The sequence below is a fragment of the Thermoplasmata archaeon genome (assembly GCA_038874435.1).
Taxonomy (GTDB): domain Archaea; phylum Thermoplasmatota; class Thermoplasmata; order Lutacidiplasmatales; family SKW197; genus SKW197.
Genome location: JAVZCK010000010.1, coordinates 1 through 20,681, shown reverse-complemented (window position 1 = coordinate 20,681; position 20,681 = coordinate 1). Strand labels below are relative to the sequence as shown.

General features: G+C 43.3%; 20 protein-coding genes. 12 read left to right on the top strand and 8 right to left on the bottom strand.

Annotated features, from left to right (window positions below):
* Nucleotides 1-24: 24 nt before the first annotated feature.
* On the bottom strand, nt 25-483 hold the full coding sequence (locus QXD64_05245) for an Lrp/AsnC family transcriptional regulator (GenBank protein ID MEM3396718.1): 459 nt from the start codon (nt 481-483) through the stop codon (nt 25-27).
* 117 nt (nt 484-600) lie between these two features.
* Between QXD64_05245 and QXD64_05240 the strand changes: the two genes are divergently transcribed.
* Nucleotides 601-1,521, top strand: coding sequence for an asparagine synthetase A (locus QXD64_05240; GenBank protein ID MEM3396717.1), 921 nt, complete (start codon nt 601-603; stop codon nt 1,519-1,521).
* A 46-nt stretch (nt 1,522-1,567) separates the two neighbouring features.
* Nucleotides 1,568-1,990: an ArsR family transcriptional regulator gene (locus QXD64_05235; protein MEM3396716.1), complete on the top strand. Its 423-nt coding sequence runs from the start codon at nt 1,568-1,570 to the stop codon at nt 1,988-1,990.
* Here QXD64_05235 and rpiA read toward each other — a convergent pair.
* Nucleotides 1,983-2,708 carry a ribose 5-phosphate isomerase A gene (gene rpiA / locus QXD64_05230; protein ID MEM3396715.1) on the bottom strand — a complete coding sequence of 242 codons (726 nt, stop codon included), beginning with the start codon at nt 2,706-2,708 and terminating at the stop codon, nt 1,983-1,985. The two genes, QXD64_05235 and rpiA, sit on opposite strands and share 8 nt — an antisense overlap.
* A 56-nt stretch (nt 2,709-2,764) precedes the next feature.
* On the opposite strand from rpiA, the gene glyA reads away from it, so the two are divergent.
* Together glyA and QXD64_05220 are read left to right on the top strand one after the other, a co-directional pair.
* On the top strand, nt 2,765-4,099 hold the full coding sequence (gene glyA, locus QXD64_05225; GenBank protein ID MEM3396714.1) for a serine hydroxymethyltransferase: 1,335 nt from the start codon (nt 2,765-2,767) through the stop codon (nt 4,097-4,099).
* Between the two features lie 182 nt (nt 4,100-4,281).
* Nucleotides 4,282-4,743: a hypothetical protein gene (locus tag QXD64_05220; protein MEM3396713.1), complete on the top strand. Its 462-nt coding sequence runs from the start codon at nt 4,282-4,284 to the stop codon at nt 4,741-4,743.
* Nucleotides 4,744-4,889: 146 nt separating this feature from the next.
* On the opposite strand, the gene QXD64_05215 is transcribed toward QXD64_05220, so the two are convergent.
* Nucleotides 4,890-5,132: a hypothetical protein gene (locus tag QXD64_05215; protein MEM3396712.1), complete on the bottom strand. Its 243-nt coding sequence runs from the start codon at nt 5,130-5,132 to the stop codon at nt 4,890-4,892.
* Nucleotides 5,133-5,233: 101 nt separating this feature from the next.
* Between QXD64_05215 and QXD64_05210 the strand changes: the two genes are divergently transcribed.
* The 3 genes from QXD64_05210 to QXD64_05200 all read left to right on the top strand — a co-directional run bounded on the left by QXD64_05210 (nt 5,234) and on the right by QXD64_05200 (nt 8,236).
* On the top strand, nt 5,234-6,331 hold the full coding sequence (locus tag QXD64_05210; protein MEM3396711.1) for a hypothetical protein: 1,098 nt from the start codon (nt 5,234-5,236) through the stop codon (nt 6,329-6,331).
* A 65-nt stretch (nt 6,332-6,396) separates the two neighbouring features.
* Nucleotides 6,397-7,671 (top strand): amidohydrolase family protein, encoded by a 1,275-nt coding sequence (locus QXD64_05205; protein ID MEM3396710.1) that lies wholly within the window; start codon nt 6,397-6,399, stop codon nt 7,669-7,671.
* Nucleotides 7,649-8,236, top strand: a complete 588-nt coding sequence (locus tag QXD64_05200) for a hypothetical protein (protein ID MEM3396709.1) — start codon at nt 7,649-7,651, stop codon at nt 8,234-8,236. Before QXD64_05205 ends, QXD64_05200 begins: the two co-directional genes overlap by 23 nt.
* Here the strand turns inward: QXD64_05200 and QXD64_05195 are convergent, their stop codons facing one another.
* Nucleotides 8,237-9,454 (bottom strand): M20 family metallo-hydrolase, encoded by a 1,218-nt coding sequence (locus QXD64_05195; protein MEM3396708.1) that lies wholly within the window; start codon nt 9,452-9,454, stop codon nt 8,237-8,239.
* Nucleotides 9,454-10,062 carry an FYVE zinc finger domain-containing protein gene (locus QXD64_05190; protein MEM3396707.1) on the bottom strand — a complete coding sequence of 203 codons (609 nt, stop codon included), beginning with the start codon at nt 10,060-10,062 and terminating at the stop codon, nt 9,454-9,456. Before QXD64_05190 ends, QXD64_05195 begins: the two co-directional genes overlap by 1 nt.
* A 112-nt stretch (nt 10,063-10,174) precedes the next feature.
* On the opposite strand from QXD64_05190, the gene QXD64_05185 reads away from it, so the two are divergent.
* The gene (locus tag QXD64_05185) at nt 10,175-12,946 is read left to right on the top strand and encodes a DUF2791 family P-loop domain-containing protein (GenBank protein MEM3396706.1); all 2,772 of its coding nucleotides are present in this window, start codon (nt 10,175-10,177) and stop codon (nt 12,944-12,946) included.
* 28 nt (nt 12,947-12,974) lie between these two features.
* Here the strand turns inward: QXD64_05185 and QXD64_05180 are convergent, their stop codons facing one another.
* Nucleotides 12,975-14,936 carry a transglutaminase domain-containing protein gene (locus QXD64_05180; protein ID MEM3396705.1) on the bottom strand — a complete coding sequence of 654 codons (1,962 nt, stop codon included), beginning with the start codon at nt 14,934-14,936 and terminating at the stop codon, nt 12,975-12,977.
* Nucleotides 14,937-15,189: 253 nt separating this feature from the next.
* On the opposite strand from QXD64_05180, the gene QXD64_05175 reads away from it, so the two are divergent.
* The 4 genes from QXD64_05175 (at nt 15,190) to endA (ending at nt 19,536) form a co-directional block, all read left to right on the top strand.
* Nucleotides 15,190-16,257 carry a formate--phosphoribosylaminoimidazolecarboxamide ligase gene (locus QXD64_05175; protein ID MEM3396704.1) on the top strand — a complete coding sequence of 356 codons (1,068 nt, stop codon included), beginning with the start codon at nt 15,190-15,192 and terminating at the stop codon, nt 16,255-16,257.
* A gap of 124 nt (nt 16,258-16,381) precedes the next feature.
* Complete coding sequence (locus QXD64_05170; GenBank protein ID MEM3396703.1) at nt 16,382-17,917, top strand: radical SAM protein; 1,536 nt, start codon at nt 16,382-16,384, stop codon at nt 17,915-17,917.
* A 35-nt stretch (nt 17,918-17,952) separates the two neighbouring features.
* A complete protein-coding gene (gene pyrE / locus QXD64_05165) occupies nt 17,953-18,477 on the top strand; it encodes an orotate phosphoribosyltransferase (protein ID MEM3396702.1) in 525 nt (174 codons plus the stop codon).
* Between the two features lie 3 nt (nt 18,478-18,480).
* Nucleotides 18,481-19,536 carry a tRNA-intron lyase gene (endA, locus tag QXD64_05160; protein MEM3396701.1) on the top strand — a complete coding sequence of 352 codons (1,056 nt, stop codon included), beginning with the start codon at nt 18,481-18,483 and terminating at the stop codon, nt 19,534-19,536.
* Between the two features lie 20 nt (nt 19,537-19,556).
* On the opposite strand, the gene QXD64_05155 is transcribed toward endA, so the two are convergent.
* The gene (locus tag QXD64_05155) at nt 19,557-20,180 is read right to left on the bottom strand and encodes a 50S ribosomal protein L15e (GenBank protein MEM3396700.1); all 624 of its coding nucleotides are present in this window, start codon (nt 20,178-20,180) and stop codon (nt 19,557-19,559) included.
* A gap of 27 nt (nt 20,181-20,207) precedes the next feature.
* The gene (locus QXD64_05150; protein ID MEM3396699.1) at nt 20,208-20,390 is read right to left on the bottom strand and encodes a 4Fe-4S binding protein; all 183 of its coding nucleotides are present in this window, start codon (nt 20,388-20,390) and stop codon (nt 20,208-20,210) included.
* Between the last annotated feature and the right edge of the window lie 291 nt (nt 20,391-20,681).

The window sequence follows — 20,681 nt, the reverse complement described above, 5'->3', positions numbered from 1 at the left end:
GACGGATTTTCAGCGCTGCTTAGGTTACTTTTCGTCTTCTACAATGGTCTCAAAGACGGTGCATGTGAGCGTTCTAGCTACGCCAGGAATTGCCCTGATTTTATCAATTATCAGTTTCCCGATATCTTCTATGGTGGCCGCCCTCACCTTTAGCAGAATGTCCCATTCGCCAGCAATCAAATGCACTTCCTCCACACCAGAAATTTTCGCAATTTTTTCTGCCACTTCTCGTTGAGAATAGCCAACACCAGGCATGAATGAAACCAGCACAAAGGCAGCAGTCCCTCTTCCCAACAATCTGTGGTTCACAATCACAGTGTATTTCTGGATGATTTCCTGCTCTCTCATTCTAGCAATTCTTTCCTGCACTGTTGTTCTGGGTAGCCCGAGCTTATCAGCGATTTTTGTCACTGGCATTGAGGCGTCCTCTACGAGAATGCGAAGAATTTTGGCATCCATCTCATCAAACTTTATTCCGCCCATGTCCGTCATAATGCCTAAAAATATTTAAATTTTTCCAAATAATGCCGTAAAATTGCCAACAAATAAAACAAAACGCTTATAAACATGGATGTCGTGCAGACAAATTGAGGTGTAAAAATGGCACTGAGGACCATAGAAGAGATTGTGGCAAGAAGGCGGATGTGCGAAGTTATGGAAGTCCAGACGGAGGTAATCCACACACTAACTGAGTCTTTCAAGGAAAACGGATTCCGATGGATGCTGCCAGTGATGCTGAGCTTTGTTACGGACCCTTTGTGGCCAGAGCCATCGAGCACTCAGATAACGGCACCGGAAGTTGAGATTTATGGCAAAAAAATGAAGTTGATGCACAGTATGATACTGCACAAGCAGATTGCAGTGAGCATGGGGCTGGATAAAATTTTCATTCTCTCTCCGAACATAAGAATTGAGCGGCCCGAGAGGGACGATGGGCACCATGCATATGAGTTCACCCAGCTTGATTTTGAGATTGCTTATGGAAAAATGGGCGATGTGATGCGGTTTGTTGAGGAAGCAGTTTGCAGAACTGCAGAAGCAGTCCGAAAAACTGTCTGGGAGCGATTTGAGCGAGAGATTCCTGTTTTCCAGCGTCCTTTTAAGGTTTATACTATGGAGGAGGTAGTGAAAGAATACGGAAATGATAGAGAGTTGAGTAGGGTCTCAACCCAGCCATTCTGGATAACTGACATTTCAAGGGAGTTCTATGACAAAGAGGATGAGGTAAAACCAGGGCATACGCTTAACTACGACCTTGTGATGCCAGAGGGTTATGGAGAGGTGCTTTCAGGTGGCGAAAGAGAACACGAGTATGAGAAAATAATTGCAAAACTCCAAAGGTCAAACCTCTCCCCCACAAACTTCTGGCCATATCTTGAGATTGCAAGAAAAGGATTGTTGAAACCTTCTGCTGGTGCAGGAATCGGGATTGAGCGACTTGTGAGATACTTCACAGGGATGCCTCATATTGAGGATGTGCAGGTGTTCCCAAGAGTGCCTGGTGTGCCAGCAGTTGTGTGATTTATTCTTACTTTTCTAAAACTTAAATTTTTTTCGATGCCAGATTATGGAAAGATTTAAATATTGGTGTTTTAATAATAACTATGGGTGTATCAATATGTGCGGCCAACTAAAAGATGAAGAAATGGAGATGGTTTCCGCTTTAATAAAAGCGAATATTTCCAAAAATGTTGCAAAGTGTTTGGTGCACCTAGCACTTAATGGTGAATCTTCATCTAGAGACATAGAAAATAGAATGGATATGAGACAGCCAGAGGTTTCAATAGGCATCCAGGAACTTAGAAAGCTTAATTGGGTGATCAAATTTGAGAGAAGGAAAGAAGGTAAAGGGAGGCCTATTCACACATACAAGATGATAGTCCCATTTGAAAAGGTGGTAGAGTACATTGAACAAAAAGAAAAGGAGAGAATCAAACAGATAAATGAAAACCTGGAAAAAATAAAGCGTCTCGCTAAGAATTTCAAGTAGTCCTGCTAGTTTCTATCTCCCTTATTTTTCCATTTTCGTCACCTACTATTACGAGCGTTGCAATCCCACAGAAGAGTCCTGATTCTATGACGCCTGTCATCGACTTTATTTCTCTCTCAATTGCCTCTGGCTCTTCAATTCTCTCGAATTTACAGTCAAGAATGTAATTTTCACTGTCCGTCGAGTAAATCTCACCACATTTTCTCCGCAGTTCTGCTCTGCAACCAAATTTTGTTTCTAGAATCTGCTTAGTTTTTTTCCAGCCGTATGGCACTACCTCAATGGGCACTGGTGTTTTCTCGCCCAGAACTTTCACAAGTTTGGAGGAATCAACGACTATACACTCTTTTCTGCTCATTTTAGCCACAATTTTTTCCCAGAGAAGAGCACCGCCCATTCCCTTTATAAGATCCAATTTTGGCGAAACTTCATCTGCACCATCAACCGTCAAGTCGATCTCAGTGTATTCTTCTATTTCTATCAGTTTGAGCCCGAGGGCTCTGGCAAGTGCAGCAGTTTTCTGGGAGGTAGGTATGCATCTGACATCTATTTTTTCAGAACTCACCCGTTCGGCTAATTTTCTCACAAAGATTTCCGCTGTGGAACCAGTTCCCAGCCCAACAACCATTCCGTTCTGCACAAGTCCTAGTGCCCTCTCTGCAGCAGCGATTTTCCCAATTGCTGCTTTCTCACCTGTTTGCGACTTTTCCGCTTCCATGTAGGGAGGATGCAAAAGTATAATTTATCTGTTGCGTATGCGGGTGCGGTGATACAATGAGCTTGAAAATTCCAGATAGATATATGAATGACGAGATCGCTGAGGAAATGTTTGGAAATGTGCTATTTGTCCGTGACCAGATCGCTCAGCATCACAAGTGGTTTGAGAACTCACTGCCAATGATTGCATCTGAAAACCTGATATCCCCACTTGCTAGAGAAATGCTTATTTCAGATTTTTGTGATAGATATGCAGAAGGACTTCCAGGTGCTAGATACTATCAGGGTAATATCTATGTGGATAGGGTGGAATTGAAGGCGATAGAACTGGCAAAGAAGCTTTTCAAATGCGAGCATGCGGATGTGAGGCCTACATCTGGCACTGTCGCAAACCTCGCAGTGCTATTCGCATTCACAAAGCCTGGAGACCAGATCACAGTTCCCAATGTTTCCGACGGTGCCCATATAAGCAGTGCTAAGTTTGGAGCAGTTGGTGTTCGTGGTGTTACTGGTGTTCCTTACCCATTCAATGTGAAGGACATGTGCATTGATGTGGATGGAGCTGAAAAGGTGATAAGGGAGACAAAGCCGAAGCTGGCACTTTTCGGGATGTCTGTTTTTCTGTTCCCAGCACCACTCAAGGAGCTGAAGCCGGTGCTAGATGAAGTCGGTGCGGTTGTCTGGTATGATGCCGCCCATGTGCTGGGTTTGATTGCAGGGGGAAAATTCCAGGACCCATTAAGAGAGGGCGCCCATGTGATGACCGCAAGCACCCACAAGACGCTCCCAGGACCTCAGCATGGCATCATTCTTGCGAATCCAAAAGATGAAAAAATGAAGAACAAGCTCACCTATGCAGTATTCCCGGGTGTGACAAGCAACCATCACCTGCATGCAATGGCGTCTCTCTGTATTTCCCTTGCTGAACACATCGTCTTTGGAAGAGAGTATGCTGACCAAATCGTGAGAAACGCAAAGGCACTTGGACAGGCGATGCATGAGCTTGGTTTTGATGTGCTATGTGCCCATAAGGGCTTTACAGAATCTCACACACTGGCTATTGATGTTTCGAAGATTGGTGGAGGCACGGTGTGTGTGGAAGCAATGGAAAAAGCCAACATAATTGCCAACAAGAATTTGCTGCCTTGGGATGATGTGAATGCTGCTTTGAATCCATCTGGCATACGGCTCGGTGTTCAGGAACTTACAAGAATCGGAATGCGGGAAAGCGAGATGAAAGAGGTTGCGTATCTGCTGAAGAAAATCTGCATTGACAAGAAAGACCCAGAAGAGGTAAAGAAGGAGGTTATCGAACTCAAATCACAGTTCAAGACAATCAAATACTGCTTTGCAGAGGATGTGGAGGCATATAAACACTACAAACTCCTATAAGCAACATCAGTCTATTTGTATGGAGATAGCATAGAACCTGCAAATGAAAAAGTGCTAATTCTAATCAATTTAAAACAAATATCGAATTACAAATCGTTATTTACCGAATGGTGGAGGGTAAGTTTATAATATAGATAATTACCTCTAAACATAAATAAAAAAGACACAGGGAGGTGGAATAAATGGAAGATAAGCAGGCAAAAAATAAAGTCCCAGATGCAATGGTAATTGTTACTGTTATTTTGATAATAGGAACGATAGTAAGTTATGTAGTAATAATTAGCATGTTAACAGGTGGACCCACCCCTCCGCCGCTAGACCTTTATGCAAGTGTGAGCGATTCTCACAATGTGAATGTGATTGTGGCATCCGCCCCTTCAAACGCACCTCTAGCTGGCTCCAGAATATCTGTTGTTAACAACACAACGGGGCACGAGTTTTGTCCCCAGAATGTGGTGGTATTGAGAAACAACAACATCGTGGCTAGTGGTGTTCCGTTGATTACAACCGATTCGAAATTAAGTTGGTATGCAGGTGATGTAATTCTCCTTTCTTTCATCCCAGATATATATGTGTCTGTCGGAGATGAAGTCCATATTACTGGCTCTGGTTTCGCCCACAGCATGGCAAAGATAACTGCATAATTACCATAACCTCAATCTGGCAAGCTCAGACAAAAAGTGAAAAGCAAACGCGGAGGTCTATAAAAAATAAAATAAATTTGTGCAGGAAAGGGGGTAAGAAATGGGTTGGCAGAGGTATCACATTCCTGCACCATCATCGTCAGTGATTAATTGGTCTCGAGTTTTCCTTTCGAGTATTTATACAATCTTGCCTTGAGGTCCATTTCTGCATAAAGGCTCCTTCCCTCCTCTACTTTCCAGATTTGCCTGAACACCTCTTCCCTCATCTTCTGGTTGGGAAAGGCATAAAGTTCTCCGTTGTAGATGAGTCCTTTTGTGCCGAACCTGACTATGTGAAGCATATGACCGTGCTTTGTTCCAGATTTCTTTTCCATTGTTTCACACTCCATTATTTTTGGAGAGAGCGAAGCCCAGAGAAGTATTTATATATTTTGCATGTCAACTACATAGAATCAAAAAATATACATAGATGTAAGTATATATCATTCTCATGAAAGAAACATATGTAAAAAAACTCACAAGAACAGGCAGTGGGACTTATGCAATTTACCTTCCCAAGGAATGGATAAGAAAGGTTTTTTCAGATAGAGAGAATGAAAAGGAGTACCTTGTCTCATTAAAAATTCTGGAAAAAGCAGTTCTCATTCTACCACCAGCAAAAAATGTGGAAAACAAGGTTCAGATGGAAAAACCTGACAAACGAGAAACAAAGCAGGCACTGATTTCTGCCTATGTGAATGGGCTCTCCCACTTTACACTGGAAGCAGAGCAGGGGCTGAATGAGGAGAGCATTCTGGAGGCAAGAAATGTGATGCGATTTCTTGACGAGACACTTGTCACAAGCACAGATGAGCATAGAATAGAATTCACTGATAGATTTGTGGAGAAGGAGTTCAACATAGAGGAGGCAATTTCGCTTCTGTTTGACAGGGTGCAGGACGCGATGAATCTTGCCTACGAAGTCCTCACCTACTTTGATTTGAATCCTGAAAGAACAATTCATCTGATGCAGATGCTTGCAGCAATAGAGGACAGGGATATAGACAGAGGCGTTTACCAGATTATTCGCAACCTGTCTAGATTGAATTTTAAGTTTAGGAGCTTCATAGAGTTGAATTATACGGTACTTGTGAACGACATTTTAGAGCGACTTGGTGATTCCTCAATTGGAATTGCAGAGTTGATGTGTGATATTTATGGAATTCCCAGGCCACATCTGAACTATCCCTACGAGATTTTGATGAAAGAGTTTCAGAAACCCAAATTTCCCGAATGCGTGGCTGAATTGAAAGAGGAGTATCTCAGGGCAGTGAGACACTGCATCCAGATTCTGCCAGAAATAAAAGAGTATGTGCAAAATCGCGATGGCAAATCCAGCTTGAAGATGCGGATGGAAATTGCAAGGGAGCGTGTCAACACAGAGAGAAGAATTTTTGAGATACAGGCAAGAATAAAGTTTCCGAAACCCGAGAACATTGAGAGAAATGTGCTTCTTTCCACCCTTCAGGTTGCCCATAGGGTGAGAGAGTTCCAGACAAGGCTTGAAAGTATCTGTGAGCAGACCGCACTATTCTGGTATTCAGTGTAGAAAATCAGGAACAATTTTGAGATTATTCCGTACAAGTTATATATTCTTCTCCTATTTCATGGAGCATGAAAATTCTGTTAGAGGATGTGCTGATTGTCACTCAGAATGCGAATAGGGATATATTTGAGGGAAGCATTTTGATTGAAGATGGTATTATAAGAGAGATATCAAAGCAGAAGATAGACACAGAAACAGATGTTGTGATTTCTGGCAAACTTGCAGCCCTGCCCGGTTTCATCAATCTCCATACTCATGTAGCAATGAGCATTTTTAAAGGAATGGCGGACGATGTTTCGCTTGATAAGTTTCTTGAGATTACATTTGCACTGGATGCCAAAAGAAAGGAGGAAGACATTTATGCGGGTGCCTTGCTTGGAATTGCTGAAATGCTTCGCTCAGGCGTTACCACTTTCGTTGATTTTTACTACAGCGAGGATGTGATTGCCAAAGCAGTTGAGAAATCTGGAATCAGGGGTGTGCTCTGCTGGTGCACGCTAGATGAGCAATTTACAACCCAGAAGGGAAATCCACTCAAAAACGCAGAGAAGTTTATCAGCGATTTCAAAGATAAAGCCCTCACAAAGCCAGGCATTGCAGTTCAGGGCGTCTATGTTGCCTCTGATGAGACATGGCTAAAGGCAAAGGAAATTGCTGAAAAACATGGGACAGTGTGCACATACCATCTGGCAGAAACCAGAAAAGAGGTATATGAGTTTATGAGGGGGAAAAATGAGAGACCCTGTGAGCACCTGGAGAAAATTGGTTTTCTTTCGAAGAACCAGATTGCGGTGCATTGCTGCTATCTCCTCCGCAGAGAAATCAAAATGCTGGCTGAGAAGCGAGTGAGTGTCGCCCATTGTCCTGCATCCAACATGAAACTTGCTTCTGGCATTTCGCCAGTCGCTCCAATGCTTGAAGCAGGAGTAAATGTGGGCTTGGGCACAGATAGCAATGCATCAAATAATTGTCTGGACATTTTGAGGGAGGCAAGAATTGCTGGCTTACTCCAAAAAGTTACCTTTGCGAATCCTGCACTTATACCTGCCCAAACAATTCTGGACATGATTACCATAAATGCTGCCTCAGCTCTCGGGATGGAAAACGAGATTGGCTCTATAGAGGTAGGTAAGAAGGCAGACCTTGTGCTTTTCAATCTAGCCCATCCTTCACTTGCACCCGCAGACAAGGCAAACATTGTTTCGGGGATTGTTTATAGCGCAAGCCAGGCGGCAATAGAGCATGTTATTGTAGATGGAAAGATTCGGATAAAGAATGGAAAGATGGAAGGAGAGCAGGAAATTGTGGAGGCCGCGGAAAATGCCAGGCAAAGATTTCTATGAGTTTTCAAACCTGGCTGACCCAAGGATGCAGGAGGCAATTTTTTGCATCTTTGAAAGACCCTGCATCAGAGTAAGAACGCTTGCTAAACTTTGCCAGATGCCTAAGAGTAGCTTGCATAGAAAACTCGGGAATCTGGAATACTTAGTTGTGCTTCCAAATGGCGGTGTGGTAATTAAAGAGATGGCAGTGGATGTGCCACTTTTTTCAGTTCTTGAAAGAGAGAGTTACTACAAGGTTATTCTAGCATGTAAAAAACCAATGAGCATTGAGAGGCTTGAGAGTTTAACTGGGCGGAACAAAAACTCGCTCTATGGAACATTGAGCAAACTCATAGAACTTGGGATACTGGAGAAAAAGGAAAATTATTTGCTCAGTCAAGGACTACAGGAAAGATACACCAAGCTTTTGGCAACACTTCCTGCATCTCTTGCACTTCTTGAGAGGATTCTAACAGAAGAGAAGATAGAGCACAAAGTGGTGAGCAAAGCTGAGAAAACCTTTGTGGAGTGCTTTGGCAGAAAACGCACACTCATGCCTTATGAGAGGTTACAAGCAATCCTCTAACTACAGCATCATCCTTGCAAAAATTGCAGCATCTCCAAGAATGTTTTTGACCCAGGCATACTCGTTGACTTCATGTGCCTTCTCATCCAAAGTTTCCCACACCACCGCGGGAATTCTCTGCTTTCGCAGAATTGCAGCACATGTGCCTCCACCAACACCCACTGGCCTTGGTTTAATTCCCCGCAACTCTGTGATTGCGTTTGCAAGCCGTACATAAACCTCGCTCTCTGTTGAGGTGGGCGGTGCTGCTGGCTCACTGTTCACACTTTCAAAACTCACCTTAACACCGAATTTTTTCTCAATTTTTCTGCAGTTGCTGTTCACATGGGCCAATACCTCATCTAGCTTGTATTCTGGAAGAATTCGCATGTCAAAATAGAAAACATCCTGGCCTGGGATGGTGTTCACATTCGGCACATTTGCTTCCTTCTTCGTCACTTCAAATGTTGAAGTTGCTGGCTCAAAGATTTTGTTTCTAGCGTTGAATTTTCTTTTCAAGCTTCGATCAAGAGCACAAATAAGATTCGCACCGGCACGATGGGCATTTATTCCCGTATCTGGTCGTGAGCCATGAGTTTGCTTTCCTATGATGCTAAACTTAAGCCAGAGTATAGATTTTTCTGCAACTTCTATAACGCTTCCATCACTATTGCCATAATCGGGCACTACTGCCATATCCTTTGGTGAAAAGATATCTTGAGTGGCGAGAAACTTGAGACCGTAAACACTGCCCTGCTCTTCATCTGCTGCAAAAACAAGTCCCATGTTGTACTCAGGAACCAGATTCAGGTCTTTCAAGATTTTTGCAGCCATTATCGTGGAGACAATGGCCTGACCATTGTCCTCTGTTCCTCGTCCATAAAGCTTTCCATCTTTTTCAGTACACTCATACGGCGGTGTTTCCCATTTTGCAAGGTCTCCAGGTGGCACAATATCCAGATGAGAGATGAACCATATTGTTCTTTCCCTGTTTTTTCCATAGAGTTTTGCCACGATGTTAGGGCGATAGTTGTTGCTTACCCGTACATCCTTCGCATCATACCAGTTAAGTTCATCGAACCCCATCTTATCCAAATAATTTATTAGAAACTTTGCTTTAGTGTACTCTCCGTCTCCACCGTTCTCCGGTGCAATTGCGGGAATTGCAACTAACCTTCGCATTAACTCAATGCTCTCAGCCCTTAGCCCCTCTGCGGATGCAGTTATTTCGGGTGGCATCACTCTTCCCCTGAGCTAATCAGTTTCAAAAACTCTCTTGCGGTTTCAAGTTTCTTCTTCTTTGGCTGGGGATATTCTTCCTTTAGAATCTTAATTTCTTCATCCTTTGCGAGTTCTGCACGCCAGGCCTTTATCTTTGTTTTTGCCCTCTGAATTGCTTTTTCAAATTCGTTTTCGTAACATGCAGAACAGAGAGGGGATGGTAAGGTCTCAGGAAAGTGAGCTACATCTACAAACCACCTTGTTTCAGTATAAAATCTATAACGGTAATGCACATCCACAGTGATTTTATCAGGTTCGGGAGGAACATGGGGTTCTTGGCATTGTTCACAAAATTCGTTTCCACACACAGAACACTTGTGTCTCCTGTTTTCTAGGGTTATGATGTTGCCACATTTCATGCATCTATCCACATTTTCCTGGGGTGCTCCTGGTGCCTTCACATTTATTGGTGACCCACAACCAAGACAGAACACTCTTTCCAGGTTATCTGGGGCATCTACTTCCATACCGCATTTGGGACATTTTACTTTGATTGTCGCCATTTTCCCAAGCTCCCACATGGCATAGGCAACCATGTAGATAAAATTTTTGGATGTATAATTCACAGTATGGTGCGTCATGAAGAGTGATAAAATTTCACATTTATTGAATAGGATAATCGGATGATACTACAATAAACCAAAAAACTGTTATATATTGCAAGAGCATTGGCTTTTTGTGGCGATAGAAAAATTTCCACCAGTGTTTGTGGGTAGAGAGAAAGAGGTTGCTGTATTAAAGAAAGTAATGGAAGATTGTAAGGCGGGAAGAGGCAGCACTGTTTTGATTGCTGGTGATATTGGCACAGGTAAAACAAGGTTGGCAGAGGAGTTTGCGGAAATTTGCGAAAAAGAGGGCTTTGTAGTGCTGAGCTCAATGTGTCTGGGCACCAGTGAGCCCGCTTACCTTCCCGTTGTCAGCACACTTGAAAACTATGCAAAAAAATCTCGAGAGGAGAAAGACACCTATGTGCCGGTCGGACTTGCTGGGTTTCAACCGCTGGAGATTGAGGAAAGAACTCCGAATGGGATGACAAAGGAGAGAACAAGAATGCTCGAGTATTTGCTCCAGCAGTTTGTTGGAATTGCAAAAAAGCAAGCAGTGCTGTTTATAATAGATGACCTCCATCTTGCTGACTCTGCAACCCTCGCGTTTTTTCATTATCTGGCGAGAAACATAAGAAACGAAAGAATAATTGCTTTAGCAACCTATGTGGAGAAGTATGCTACTGTAGAAACTCTTTTTGCGGAAACCTTGCGAAACATTAACATAGAGAGAGTTGCCACACAGATAAAGCTGGAGAACTTTGGTGAGAAAGAGGTGGAGGCAATTGTTGAACAGCTTGGATTCCCACAGCCAGAAGAGATTACAAATTACATTTACGATAGAACCTCTGGAAATCCTTTCTTTGTAGTCGAATTTTTAGCAGCGATGAGAAGTGCGAGAGTAAATGATATTGAGGCAATTAAAAGGATGACACTACCAGAGAGTGTGAAAGAGATTGTGAAGTTCCTTGTGTTGAGGTTGGATGAAAGGGTAAGGAGTGTTTTATCACGCTGTGCGATTCTGGGAAGGGTATTTGAGTATAAAGTGCTGGCGGAACTCTTGGACTTGACCGAAGAAGAGTTATTGGATTCTATTGAGCTACTCTTGAACCAGAATTTTTTGGTGGAAACAGGAGAACTGGAGGAGGGATATAAATTCGTGAACAATACCATACATGAGGTAATATATGAGGAATTAACTGGTGCTCGAAAAAGATACATGCACCTGAAGGCTGGAGAAGTTCTAGAGAAATATCATGGCACAGATGAAAGATTCTGGCCTGCGATAGCCCATCATTACAGAGAAGGAGGTAACAATACCAAGTTTGTGGAGTTTGCTGTGAAAGCTGGAAGAAGTGCGGCGAAAAAATTCGCAAATACGGAAGCGGCAGCATTTCTTGGGGAAGCGATTAAGTTCCTTGGAGAAACTGGTGCGGAAAGACGGCAAAAAATTGAGGTTCTCTTGGAGCTTGCAGAGGTGCTAGAGGTGGAAGGTAAATTTGAGGATGCACTTGAGTTGTTGGGTAAAAGGCGGGAGTATGCAATTTTAGAAGAGCCATTGGAGGCAGGAAGAACACATAGAAAGATGGCAGAAATCTACACTACTAAAGGAGAATACGAGAATGCATTACGGGAAGTGGAAAAAGCGGTAGAGATTCTCATGGGGAAATCTGAAGGGAAACTTGAACTTGCGAGGGTATGGAGCACCAAGGCACATATATATGAGCGTAAAGGAGAGTATAAAAATGGGATTGAATGGCAGGAGAGAGCGCTGAAAGTGTTTGAGACCATGGAAAGAGAAAAAGATACTGCAAATGCATTACACCGAATCGGTACATGTTATGCCTACCTGGGAGAATCTGAGAAAGCACTTCAATATCTTAAAAGAGCCCTCGAAATAAGAGAAAAAATCAACGATGTAAGAGGAGTTGCCGGGGCATACAACAACATTGGACTGATTTATGACCAGATTGGAGAGCATGAGAAAGCTTTGGAGTTCTTCCAGAAAGGGCTTTCCCTCTATGAGCGCATCGGTGATGTATGGGGAATTGCAGTGATTTACAACAACATGGGAGTAATTTACGATTATAGAGGGGAATATGAAAAGGCACTGGAATTTTATCAGAAATCTCTTGCTATAAAAGAGAGAATTGGAGACCTGAGAGGAATTGCAGCTTGTTATGATAACATTGGGATGATATATAAGATGAAGGGAGATTTTGAGAAGGGTTTGGAGTATCATCTGAGGAGCTTAACGCTGGAAGAACGAATTGGCGACCTCAGGGGTATCGGAATCTCGTACAGTAGCCTGGGGGAAACATACTATCAAAAAGGAGAGTATGAGAAGGCGCTGGAGTTTTATCAGAAAGGCCTTAGCATAAAGGAGCAAATTGGTGATTGGGCAGGTCTTTGTAGCATTTACTTTCTTCTAGGCATGCTTTTCTTTGAAATGGAAAATTACGAGAAAGCCCAGGAGTGTTTTAAAAAGGTACTTGAACTTGCCAGGCAGGTGGGTGCCCGTGGTAATGAGTGTGCCGCCATGTGTGGAATGGCAGAAATCTACATTGCAACAGGTGAACTGGGAAAAGCATTTCCGTTGCTTCAGGAGGCCTTAGAAGTTTCACTCATATTTGGAGAAAAAGACACAGTTGCTTTTGCTAAATATGTGGAGGGGAAATTTTATCTTGCAAAGGGGGAAAGGAAGAGGGCAGTTGAATCACTGAGGCAGGCACTTACAATGTACGAGAAAATTGGAAGACATGACTATTCCTATTACAGAATTCTGTTTGAGCTTGGTAGGAGTACGGCGGATAAAGATGCGATTGCAAAAGTCCTGCAATTTTTTGAGAGCATAGGGAACAGAGCATGGGTTGAGAAAGCAAGGACTGAGATTTCAAAAATTTAAGGCAGAGTAAAAAAGTGGAAAAAATGTTTTAGTTCTCTATCACGAATTGGAGTTGGTAGTATGTCCCGTAGTCACTTATAATGGGGTAGCGGTAGCCGAAGTAACCACCACTCTTTTTCACCGGGTCTGCGTTTATCCAGCCCTTTCCGTTGATATAGAAATAACCCCAGACATGCCCATAGGCACCGCTTGAGAATTGACAGTAGGCATGGCGATAGAGTGCAGGAATTCCAACTGCCCTTGCTAGCGCATTCTCTGCGTTAGCATGGTCGCAGCAGTTGATTGAACTTGCTTCAAAGATTGCCCTGTATGCTCCATACCTGGTGTTGTAATAGAACGCATAACCCTTGTTGTCTCTCACCCATGAATAGATCGCTTCTCCTGATTTATACATTGCCTCATTTGGATTCATCGTGCCGTTGTTTGCTTGATTTGAGTAACTACATATGATGCTCATAGCAAGATTGAGTATGGCACCATTTGTTGCCTGGCAGTTCACGGTTGCACCCGTATATTGAGAATAGGCATCTGTCTTGAAGCCGGGCACTGGTTTTACATAGGCAAGCGTGGGCAGCATTCCATTGTAGTAGTACCATCTGACAACCCTTGCATTGATGTAAAGAATCTCCCACATTCTTATCTTGCCCACAGCTGAATTTGCGCAATTCGGTGCGACACCGTTATTTTCAATGAATCTATAGACCCTGTACGAGATATCCACATAGTCCGGGCGTGTGAGTGAGCCAGAATACGCTTCTCCATGAGGATTTGCTGCATAGTTGCAGGAGATAATGGTGTAGCTGGAATTCGGGGAGCCAGTTGAAAGGTCGTAGACAAACTTTGAGGAGATGTAGAGCATCTGGGGCATTGGAATGTTGCCTTTGCTTGTACTCACATATTTTGGAGTCCTCAAATGCTTGTCAATGTAGTTTGCAAGCTGAATGCAGGCCTCGAAAGTTTCCTGCTTGGTCAATGAGGAGGGGTTTGGTGGAGAATTGTCAACAGAATACCTGTCAATGACCTGGTATTGTGCAGAGGTAATCGGGTATCTGAAGAAGTTGATCCCTGCAGCACCTCCAGAGAGAGCATAGTTTATGCAGGCATGGAGTTCTGTGTTACTCATGTACTGGCCATTGTCATCAAGCGCCTGAATTGCAGTCCATACTTTGCAGTTTGGATTTGTCTGCTGTGCCTTTTGACGCACATACTGGGTTACTGTACCCACCCAAGATGGTGACTGGTGATAGTTGTGGGTGTACGCCATGGGTATGAGCACATCCAGATGTTGTGCCATCTGGGCATAGTCCTGTCCATAATAGTAGGCATTGGACGCCATTTCTGGCATCACTGCAGCACCCATGATTGCATTTGGTCTGTAAGCTTTGATAATCGCAGAAACTTCCTTGCAAAAAGAGGTTATTGGATAGGTGTTTCCATATGCAGTGCCCAGATACCTTATACAGTCAAGGACAACACAATCGAATCTATGGTTCTTGGCGAGTGGAATAAATATGTTGTTTTTGAGATAAGCTCTGTAAGTATCAGAACTAGGATTGATCCAGCCACCCCAGGATTCATCGTCAAAGCATATTACCCAGGCATGAACTCTAATTCCCTTTCCATGTGCCTTCTCGTACATAGCTTCTAATAAGTCAAATCTGTAAGCACCTGAAACGCCTTTTATCAACACAAAGACATCACTAATACCATGTTTGGCAAACTCTGAGGCAAGTGTTGTTGCCCCTACATTTGCCACATCAGTACCCCAGACCCAGACACCCTTTGAGCCAACTTTAATCGCATTCAATTCTGCACTGATTGTTCCCTCCGGAACTGCTGTCTGATTGTCTTCGAATTCGTTACTCTGCGTCCCCATCCCTGAAATCTGGGGACTAGCTTGGAGGAATCCGAGCAGGAGCAGCATTACACAGCTTGTTATTGCTGTGATTGCTGCCAATTTTCGCATTTTTCCTCTTTTTATCGTTTTCATTTTTTCACCTCCTATTTTTCTTCGATTGCAAAACGGGTTTGAATGTTTTTAAAACCTCTCGGGTTATTACCTCGCTAGAATGGGGTATATCACGATGTACCATTTTCGGCATCACTTTGGGATACTGGCTGAAAATTCAAAATTAAAGCCAGGATCTATAATATCTTGCTATTGATGCTATTGATTTTTTTATTGTGGAATTCTCTCTTGTCGTTTCCATCAACTATATATATAGGTTTTCAATATCTTGGATATGGTTCCAAAGGAGAAAATTCTAGACATTCTTACTTCCTATGACCTGAAAAATCTTACAATCGCAACGGTGTGTTCTCATTCTAGCTTGCAGATTTTCAATGGTGCAAGAAAAGAGGGTTTCAAAACACTTGGCATAGCAATCGGTAAACAACCAAAGTTTTACGATGCGTTTCCACTCGGGAAGCCAGATAAATTCATTATTCTGAACTCCTACCAGGAAATACCAGACATAGTGGAAAAACTGAAAGAGGAAAATGCGATAATTATACCCCATGGTTCATTCGTTGAATACCTGGGTCATAAAAAATTTGAAGAACTTCCAATTCCCACATTCGGAAATCGAGCAGTCCTAGAATGGGAGTCAGACAGAGACAAGTCAAGGCAGTGGCTAGAAAGTGCTGGCATTGAAATGCCAATGAAGTTTGATGACCCCAGAAAAATAGACCGCCCTGTGCTTGTGAAATTCTATGGTGCGAAAGGTGGAAAGGGCTTTTTCATAGCAAAGAACTATGAAGAATTTTTAGAGGTAAATCCGCAAGAAAAATACACAATTCAGGAATATGTGATAGGAACAAGGTACTACATTCACTACTTTTACTCTCCAATAAAAGAGGATGGTTATCGGCTTTCGAAAGGAACTTTGGAATTGCTTGGCATGGATAGAAGGGACGAAGCCAACATCGATGAGGTCTACAAGGTGGGAAGCATAGAACGCCTCCGTGAGTTGGGCTGGAAGCAGACATTTGTTGTTACAGGCAATGTTGAAGTTGTGATGCGAGAATCCTTGCTTCCTAGGATTCTGGAGATGGGAGAAAGGGTTGTGGAGCGTTCCCTACAGCTCTTTGGAGGAATGATAGGACCATTCTGCCTGGAGACCATAGTGACAGATGAACTTAAAATCAAGGTGTTTGAAATTTCCGCAAGGATTGTGGCTGGAACCAATGTTGCCATTGGCGGTAGTCCCTACTCTGAACTAGTTGAGCCAGGTATGTCCACAGGGCGAAGAATAGCAAGAGAAATAAAGTTGGCAGTGGCAAATCACAAATTAGGAGAAATAATTTCGTGATTACTGGCTTGCAAAATTTTTAACGAAAAAACAGAGTGGGCATCACAAACCGCAGGGTATATATCTTCCTTCATGTATATTTTTCATACAGAGTCCTCACTGCAATACGAATGTGGTGATGGATATGCTGGGAAAAGGAGTAGTGAAGAGTGAAGGTGCGGAGGTAGTGCTTACAACAGATGAAACCTTGCTTTCAGAGTACAGAAACATACCACTTGGGCAGTTTTTCAGTTGTGTTCCAAGCGATAGGATGTTGTCCAGATTTGTCCATCGAATGCTCATGCCTAAGACATATGCGAAAGAACCAGTCCTGGATTTTGCACCGATGGGATTGAGAAGGTTTGAGGCAGCACTGGTTAGAGACATAGGAAAAGAAAATGTAGTTGTTGCTTCTCCCCAACATCTGGATAAATTCATCGGGAAGAGAACAAAAATTGTGGGAATTCACACGATGGACCCTCTCGGACTAGGCCCAGTTTCCCTAATGTTTACTACCGGTGGAAAACATACATCGTTTACAAAATTCATGTTCATGCGTGTTCTCCAGCAGCTTCCGAGGGAGCGGGATTTCAAGATGGTCATAGGCGGTTGTGGCACCTGGCAACTGGAAAATTTTCCTGAGAAAATGGGAGAACTTGGAATAGACCATGTGGTGAGTGGAGAATGCGACCACATAGCTGGAAAAGTGGTAAGGGAGATTGAAGATGGCAATGCAGACGAAATTGTTCAGATAAAGGAGCCAGCACCTCTTGAAACCATCTGTCCTAACATCGGAGCAACGATGATAGGACTTGTAGAGGTTATGAGGGGATGTGGGAGAGGGTGTAGATTCTGCCAGCCAAACATGAGAAAAGCAAGATTTATTCCATTTGAGGTTGTGAAAAATGATGTGGAAATGAATCTGAAGAAAGGTGTGAGCAAGGTCTGGATGCATTCAGACGATATATTCCTTTACAAAGTTGAAAGCAGGGAATTTTATCCGAACACGGAAGCAATCAAAGAACTGTTTTCTTTTGTGATGAACATTAAGGGAGTCACCCATGCGAATCCAACGCATGGCTCACTTGCAGCAATTGCAGCAGCACCAGAGCTAATTCCAGAGCTTTCAAAGATTTTAAGGGCTGGGCCAGATAGATGGATTGGTATTCAGCCAGGACTTGAAACTGGCTCTGGAAGATTGATGGAGAAGATAATGCCAAGGAAAACTCTACCATTTAAGCCATCAGAATGGCCTGATGTGGTTTTTAACGCTGTAAAAATTCTCAACCAGAATTACTGGCTTCCGGGGATGACCCTTATCCTTGGTTTGCCTGAGGAAACACAGGAGGATGTCGAGGAAAGTATTGCACTGATTGACAGGATGGAGAGGGAGGGCTTGCATTTCATCGTTGCACCGCTTGCATTTGTGCCTCTTGCAGCATGGAAAGAAAAGGGATTCTTTGATTTCACGAAACAATTTGATGAGACAAGGTTCAACCTGGTTTACAAATGCTGGAAACACACGATAAAGGAAATCGACACAATGTTTGACAGCGTTTCAAAACTGAAAGGTCTCACAAAACCAATGCTAGATGTGATTGCAAAGCAGGGCTCAAGGTATGTGCTCAGACACATTGAGAAATGGGGTATGAGACAGGGATTCAGGGTGAGGGTGGGTTGATAACCATTATATTCTCCTTCTCTCTTTCAAGATACATGGAACCAAAAGCAGAACTCATCAGGTTGCTGAAGGGTTGTGGTGCCCTCAAATTCGGAAAATTTATTCTTACATCTGGGAAGGAGAGCAATTACTATGTGGACATAAAGCTTGCAATCACGAAACCAGAGATTCTCTCCCTGATTGCTGATATGATGGCGGCGCATGTTGAGAATGAAAAGCTGATTGCTGGGATGGAACTGGGTGCTGTGCCACTTGCAACCGCTCTCTCGCTCAGGACCAAGAAACCATTTCTCATAATCCGCAAGGGCGAGAGGACCCATGGCACGATGAAGCAAATAGAGGGTGAGTTTGCAGCTGGTGATGAAGTTGTGCTCGTAGAAGATGTTTGCACTACTGCTGGTTCTATAGTGAAATCTGTGGATATTCTAAGAAATGCTGGGTGTGTGGTCAAAAAGGTAATCGTAGTCGTGGACAGGGAGGAGGGCGGCAACGAGGCAATCGCAACCAAAAATGTGAAACTACAAGCTCTAATCAAAGCCCATGAACTGAAAGAGGGTTAAAGCATGGAAGCGATTCTGGAAAAGGATGCGGCTATCATAAAGAACCAGTCTGAGGCATCTCAAATTTACAACAAGGGACATTTTGGTGAACCACAATCAGGCGGTTCTCTATTGCTTGACCTTTTTGAGACCGCATACCTGCTTGAATTCAAGAAATTTGAACTGAAAGATACAAGTGGAAAAACCTACACGCTCCAGGACCTTATAAACTATGGCTCTAAAAAGGAGAAGACCTTTGAGATAAAGTACATTGTCTACCGTGACATGAGGACAAGAGGTTATGTGCTGAAGAAGGGCAATGAACACATCCATTTTCTTGTGTTCTCCCGTGGAAGCATTCCCACAAAAACCCCTGCAAAATACTGGATGCTTGCAATCTCTGAGAGACAGGTTTTTGATTACGGGAAACTCAATTCAATTCTGGAGACCGCTTCCGCCCAGAGAAAAGAGGTGCTGCTTGGCGTTGTGGACGAAGAAAGTGACATCACTTATTACTCTGTGAAAAAGTCGGTGCCAAAAGGCAAGTTTGAAGAGGTAGGAAAGCCGGTGGCAACAGGAGTGTTCATTGAAGACAGGGTCATGGTGTTTGATGAAAATGAGTCCAGAGCCCTTTATTCATCAGGATTCTATGGGCATATGGTGGGCAGCCGTCTCCAACTCTCGCTCACAGAAGCATATTACCTTTGCGAGCAAGGACGTCTCAAATTGACAGATGCAAAAAGCCAGAAAGAACTAATGCTTGATGAATTTCTGAAAAAATGCAGGAAAATCCAGAAGGATTTTGATGAACGGCTCAAGGTCTATAAGGAATTGAAGGCAAGGAATTTGATTGTGAAAACTGGCTTCAAATACGGAACCCACTTTAGGGCTTATGAAGATGACCCAGACAAAACCCACGCAAAGTATCTCGTTCATGCGCTTAAGGCAAACTACAAGGGTTCATGGCCTGATATAAGTGGTGCAGTGCGTTTAGCCCATGGCGTCAGAAAAACAATTGTGTTTGCTGGCGTAGCGGAACAAGAAATAACTTATCTCTCTCTGGAAAGGACAAGACCCTAAAAATGGGGTTAAAAGAAAATTTAAGAGTATTTGAGTTTGAGCACATTTACCTGTGTCCTGCGTTCTCTTCTCCAGTGGGCATGTCTGCTGGGCCTGAGTTTCTCTGCCCCTTTACCCTTCCAGCGCAATCCCCTACCTCGCTTCCCTGCAGCGGTTAAACCCCTGTAAACCCTGCCTCTCATGGTGTTTCTTCCAATCCAATTAATTTTAGGGTCGCTCATGATTACAGGATGCCAGGGATCTACCAGAATGACTTCGAAGTACTTATGCTTGCCATCCTCTCCAACCCAGTAGGAATTAAGCACCTCTAGATTTGGATATTTCTTGTTAGCACGCTCCTCTGCAATCCAGCGTAAACTCTTCTTGACTGTCATCTTCAGGATACCCTTGTGTTTTGGCCTTCTTCCTGCTTTGATGGCTCTCTTCTGCAGATTACCCCGCCTGACTCTAACTCTCACAAGCACAAAGCCCTGCTTTGCTTTATAGCCAAGTGCCCTGGCTCTGTCAAGTCGTGTTGGTCTCTCAATTCTCGTACAGGCCTCCTGTTGTCTCCAGAGTATCATCCGTTCCTTCAGCAATTTTTCTACATAAGAGTCGTCAAGGTCCTTCCAAGCATCTCTGATGTACTGGTACATCCCTTTCATGGTGTCACATCCTGTTTAGCTTTCAGCTTACTTCATTGAAATTGCCTGCACAGGGCATGCGTCCACACAGGCCCCGCAATCTATGCAGGAATCTGGGTTTACAATCTTGGATTTCCCGTCCACTATTTCATAGACCTTCGGATCAGCAGGACATACATCCACGCAGCTGCCGCATCCAATGCATTTTTCTTCATCCACTACAGTTGGCATTTTTGACACATCCTGCACAAGTAGTGCGAATTCTCCATACACATTTTGTATATAATACTTTGTTTTAAGGTGCGGGATGCAAGGGCTTCGCTATTGGCTCTGGTGTCTGAAAAACGCCTTCTCCAAGAAAAACTGGTCTTATTGCCAGCAACCTTAGTTTACCTCATGACTTCGGAAAGTTCATAGAAAGTTTGAATAGAAAAAAATCCATCCCCGCTCTAAAATCAACCAGAGGGGATGGAATGTCAACACAACAAGTCCATATATCGTCCGAACTAAAAAAATATATCG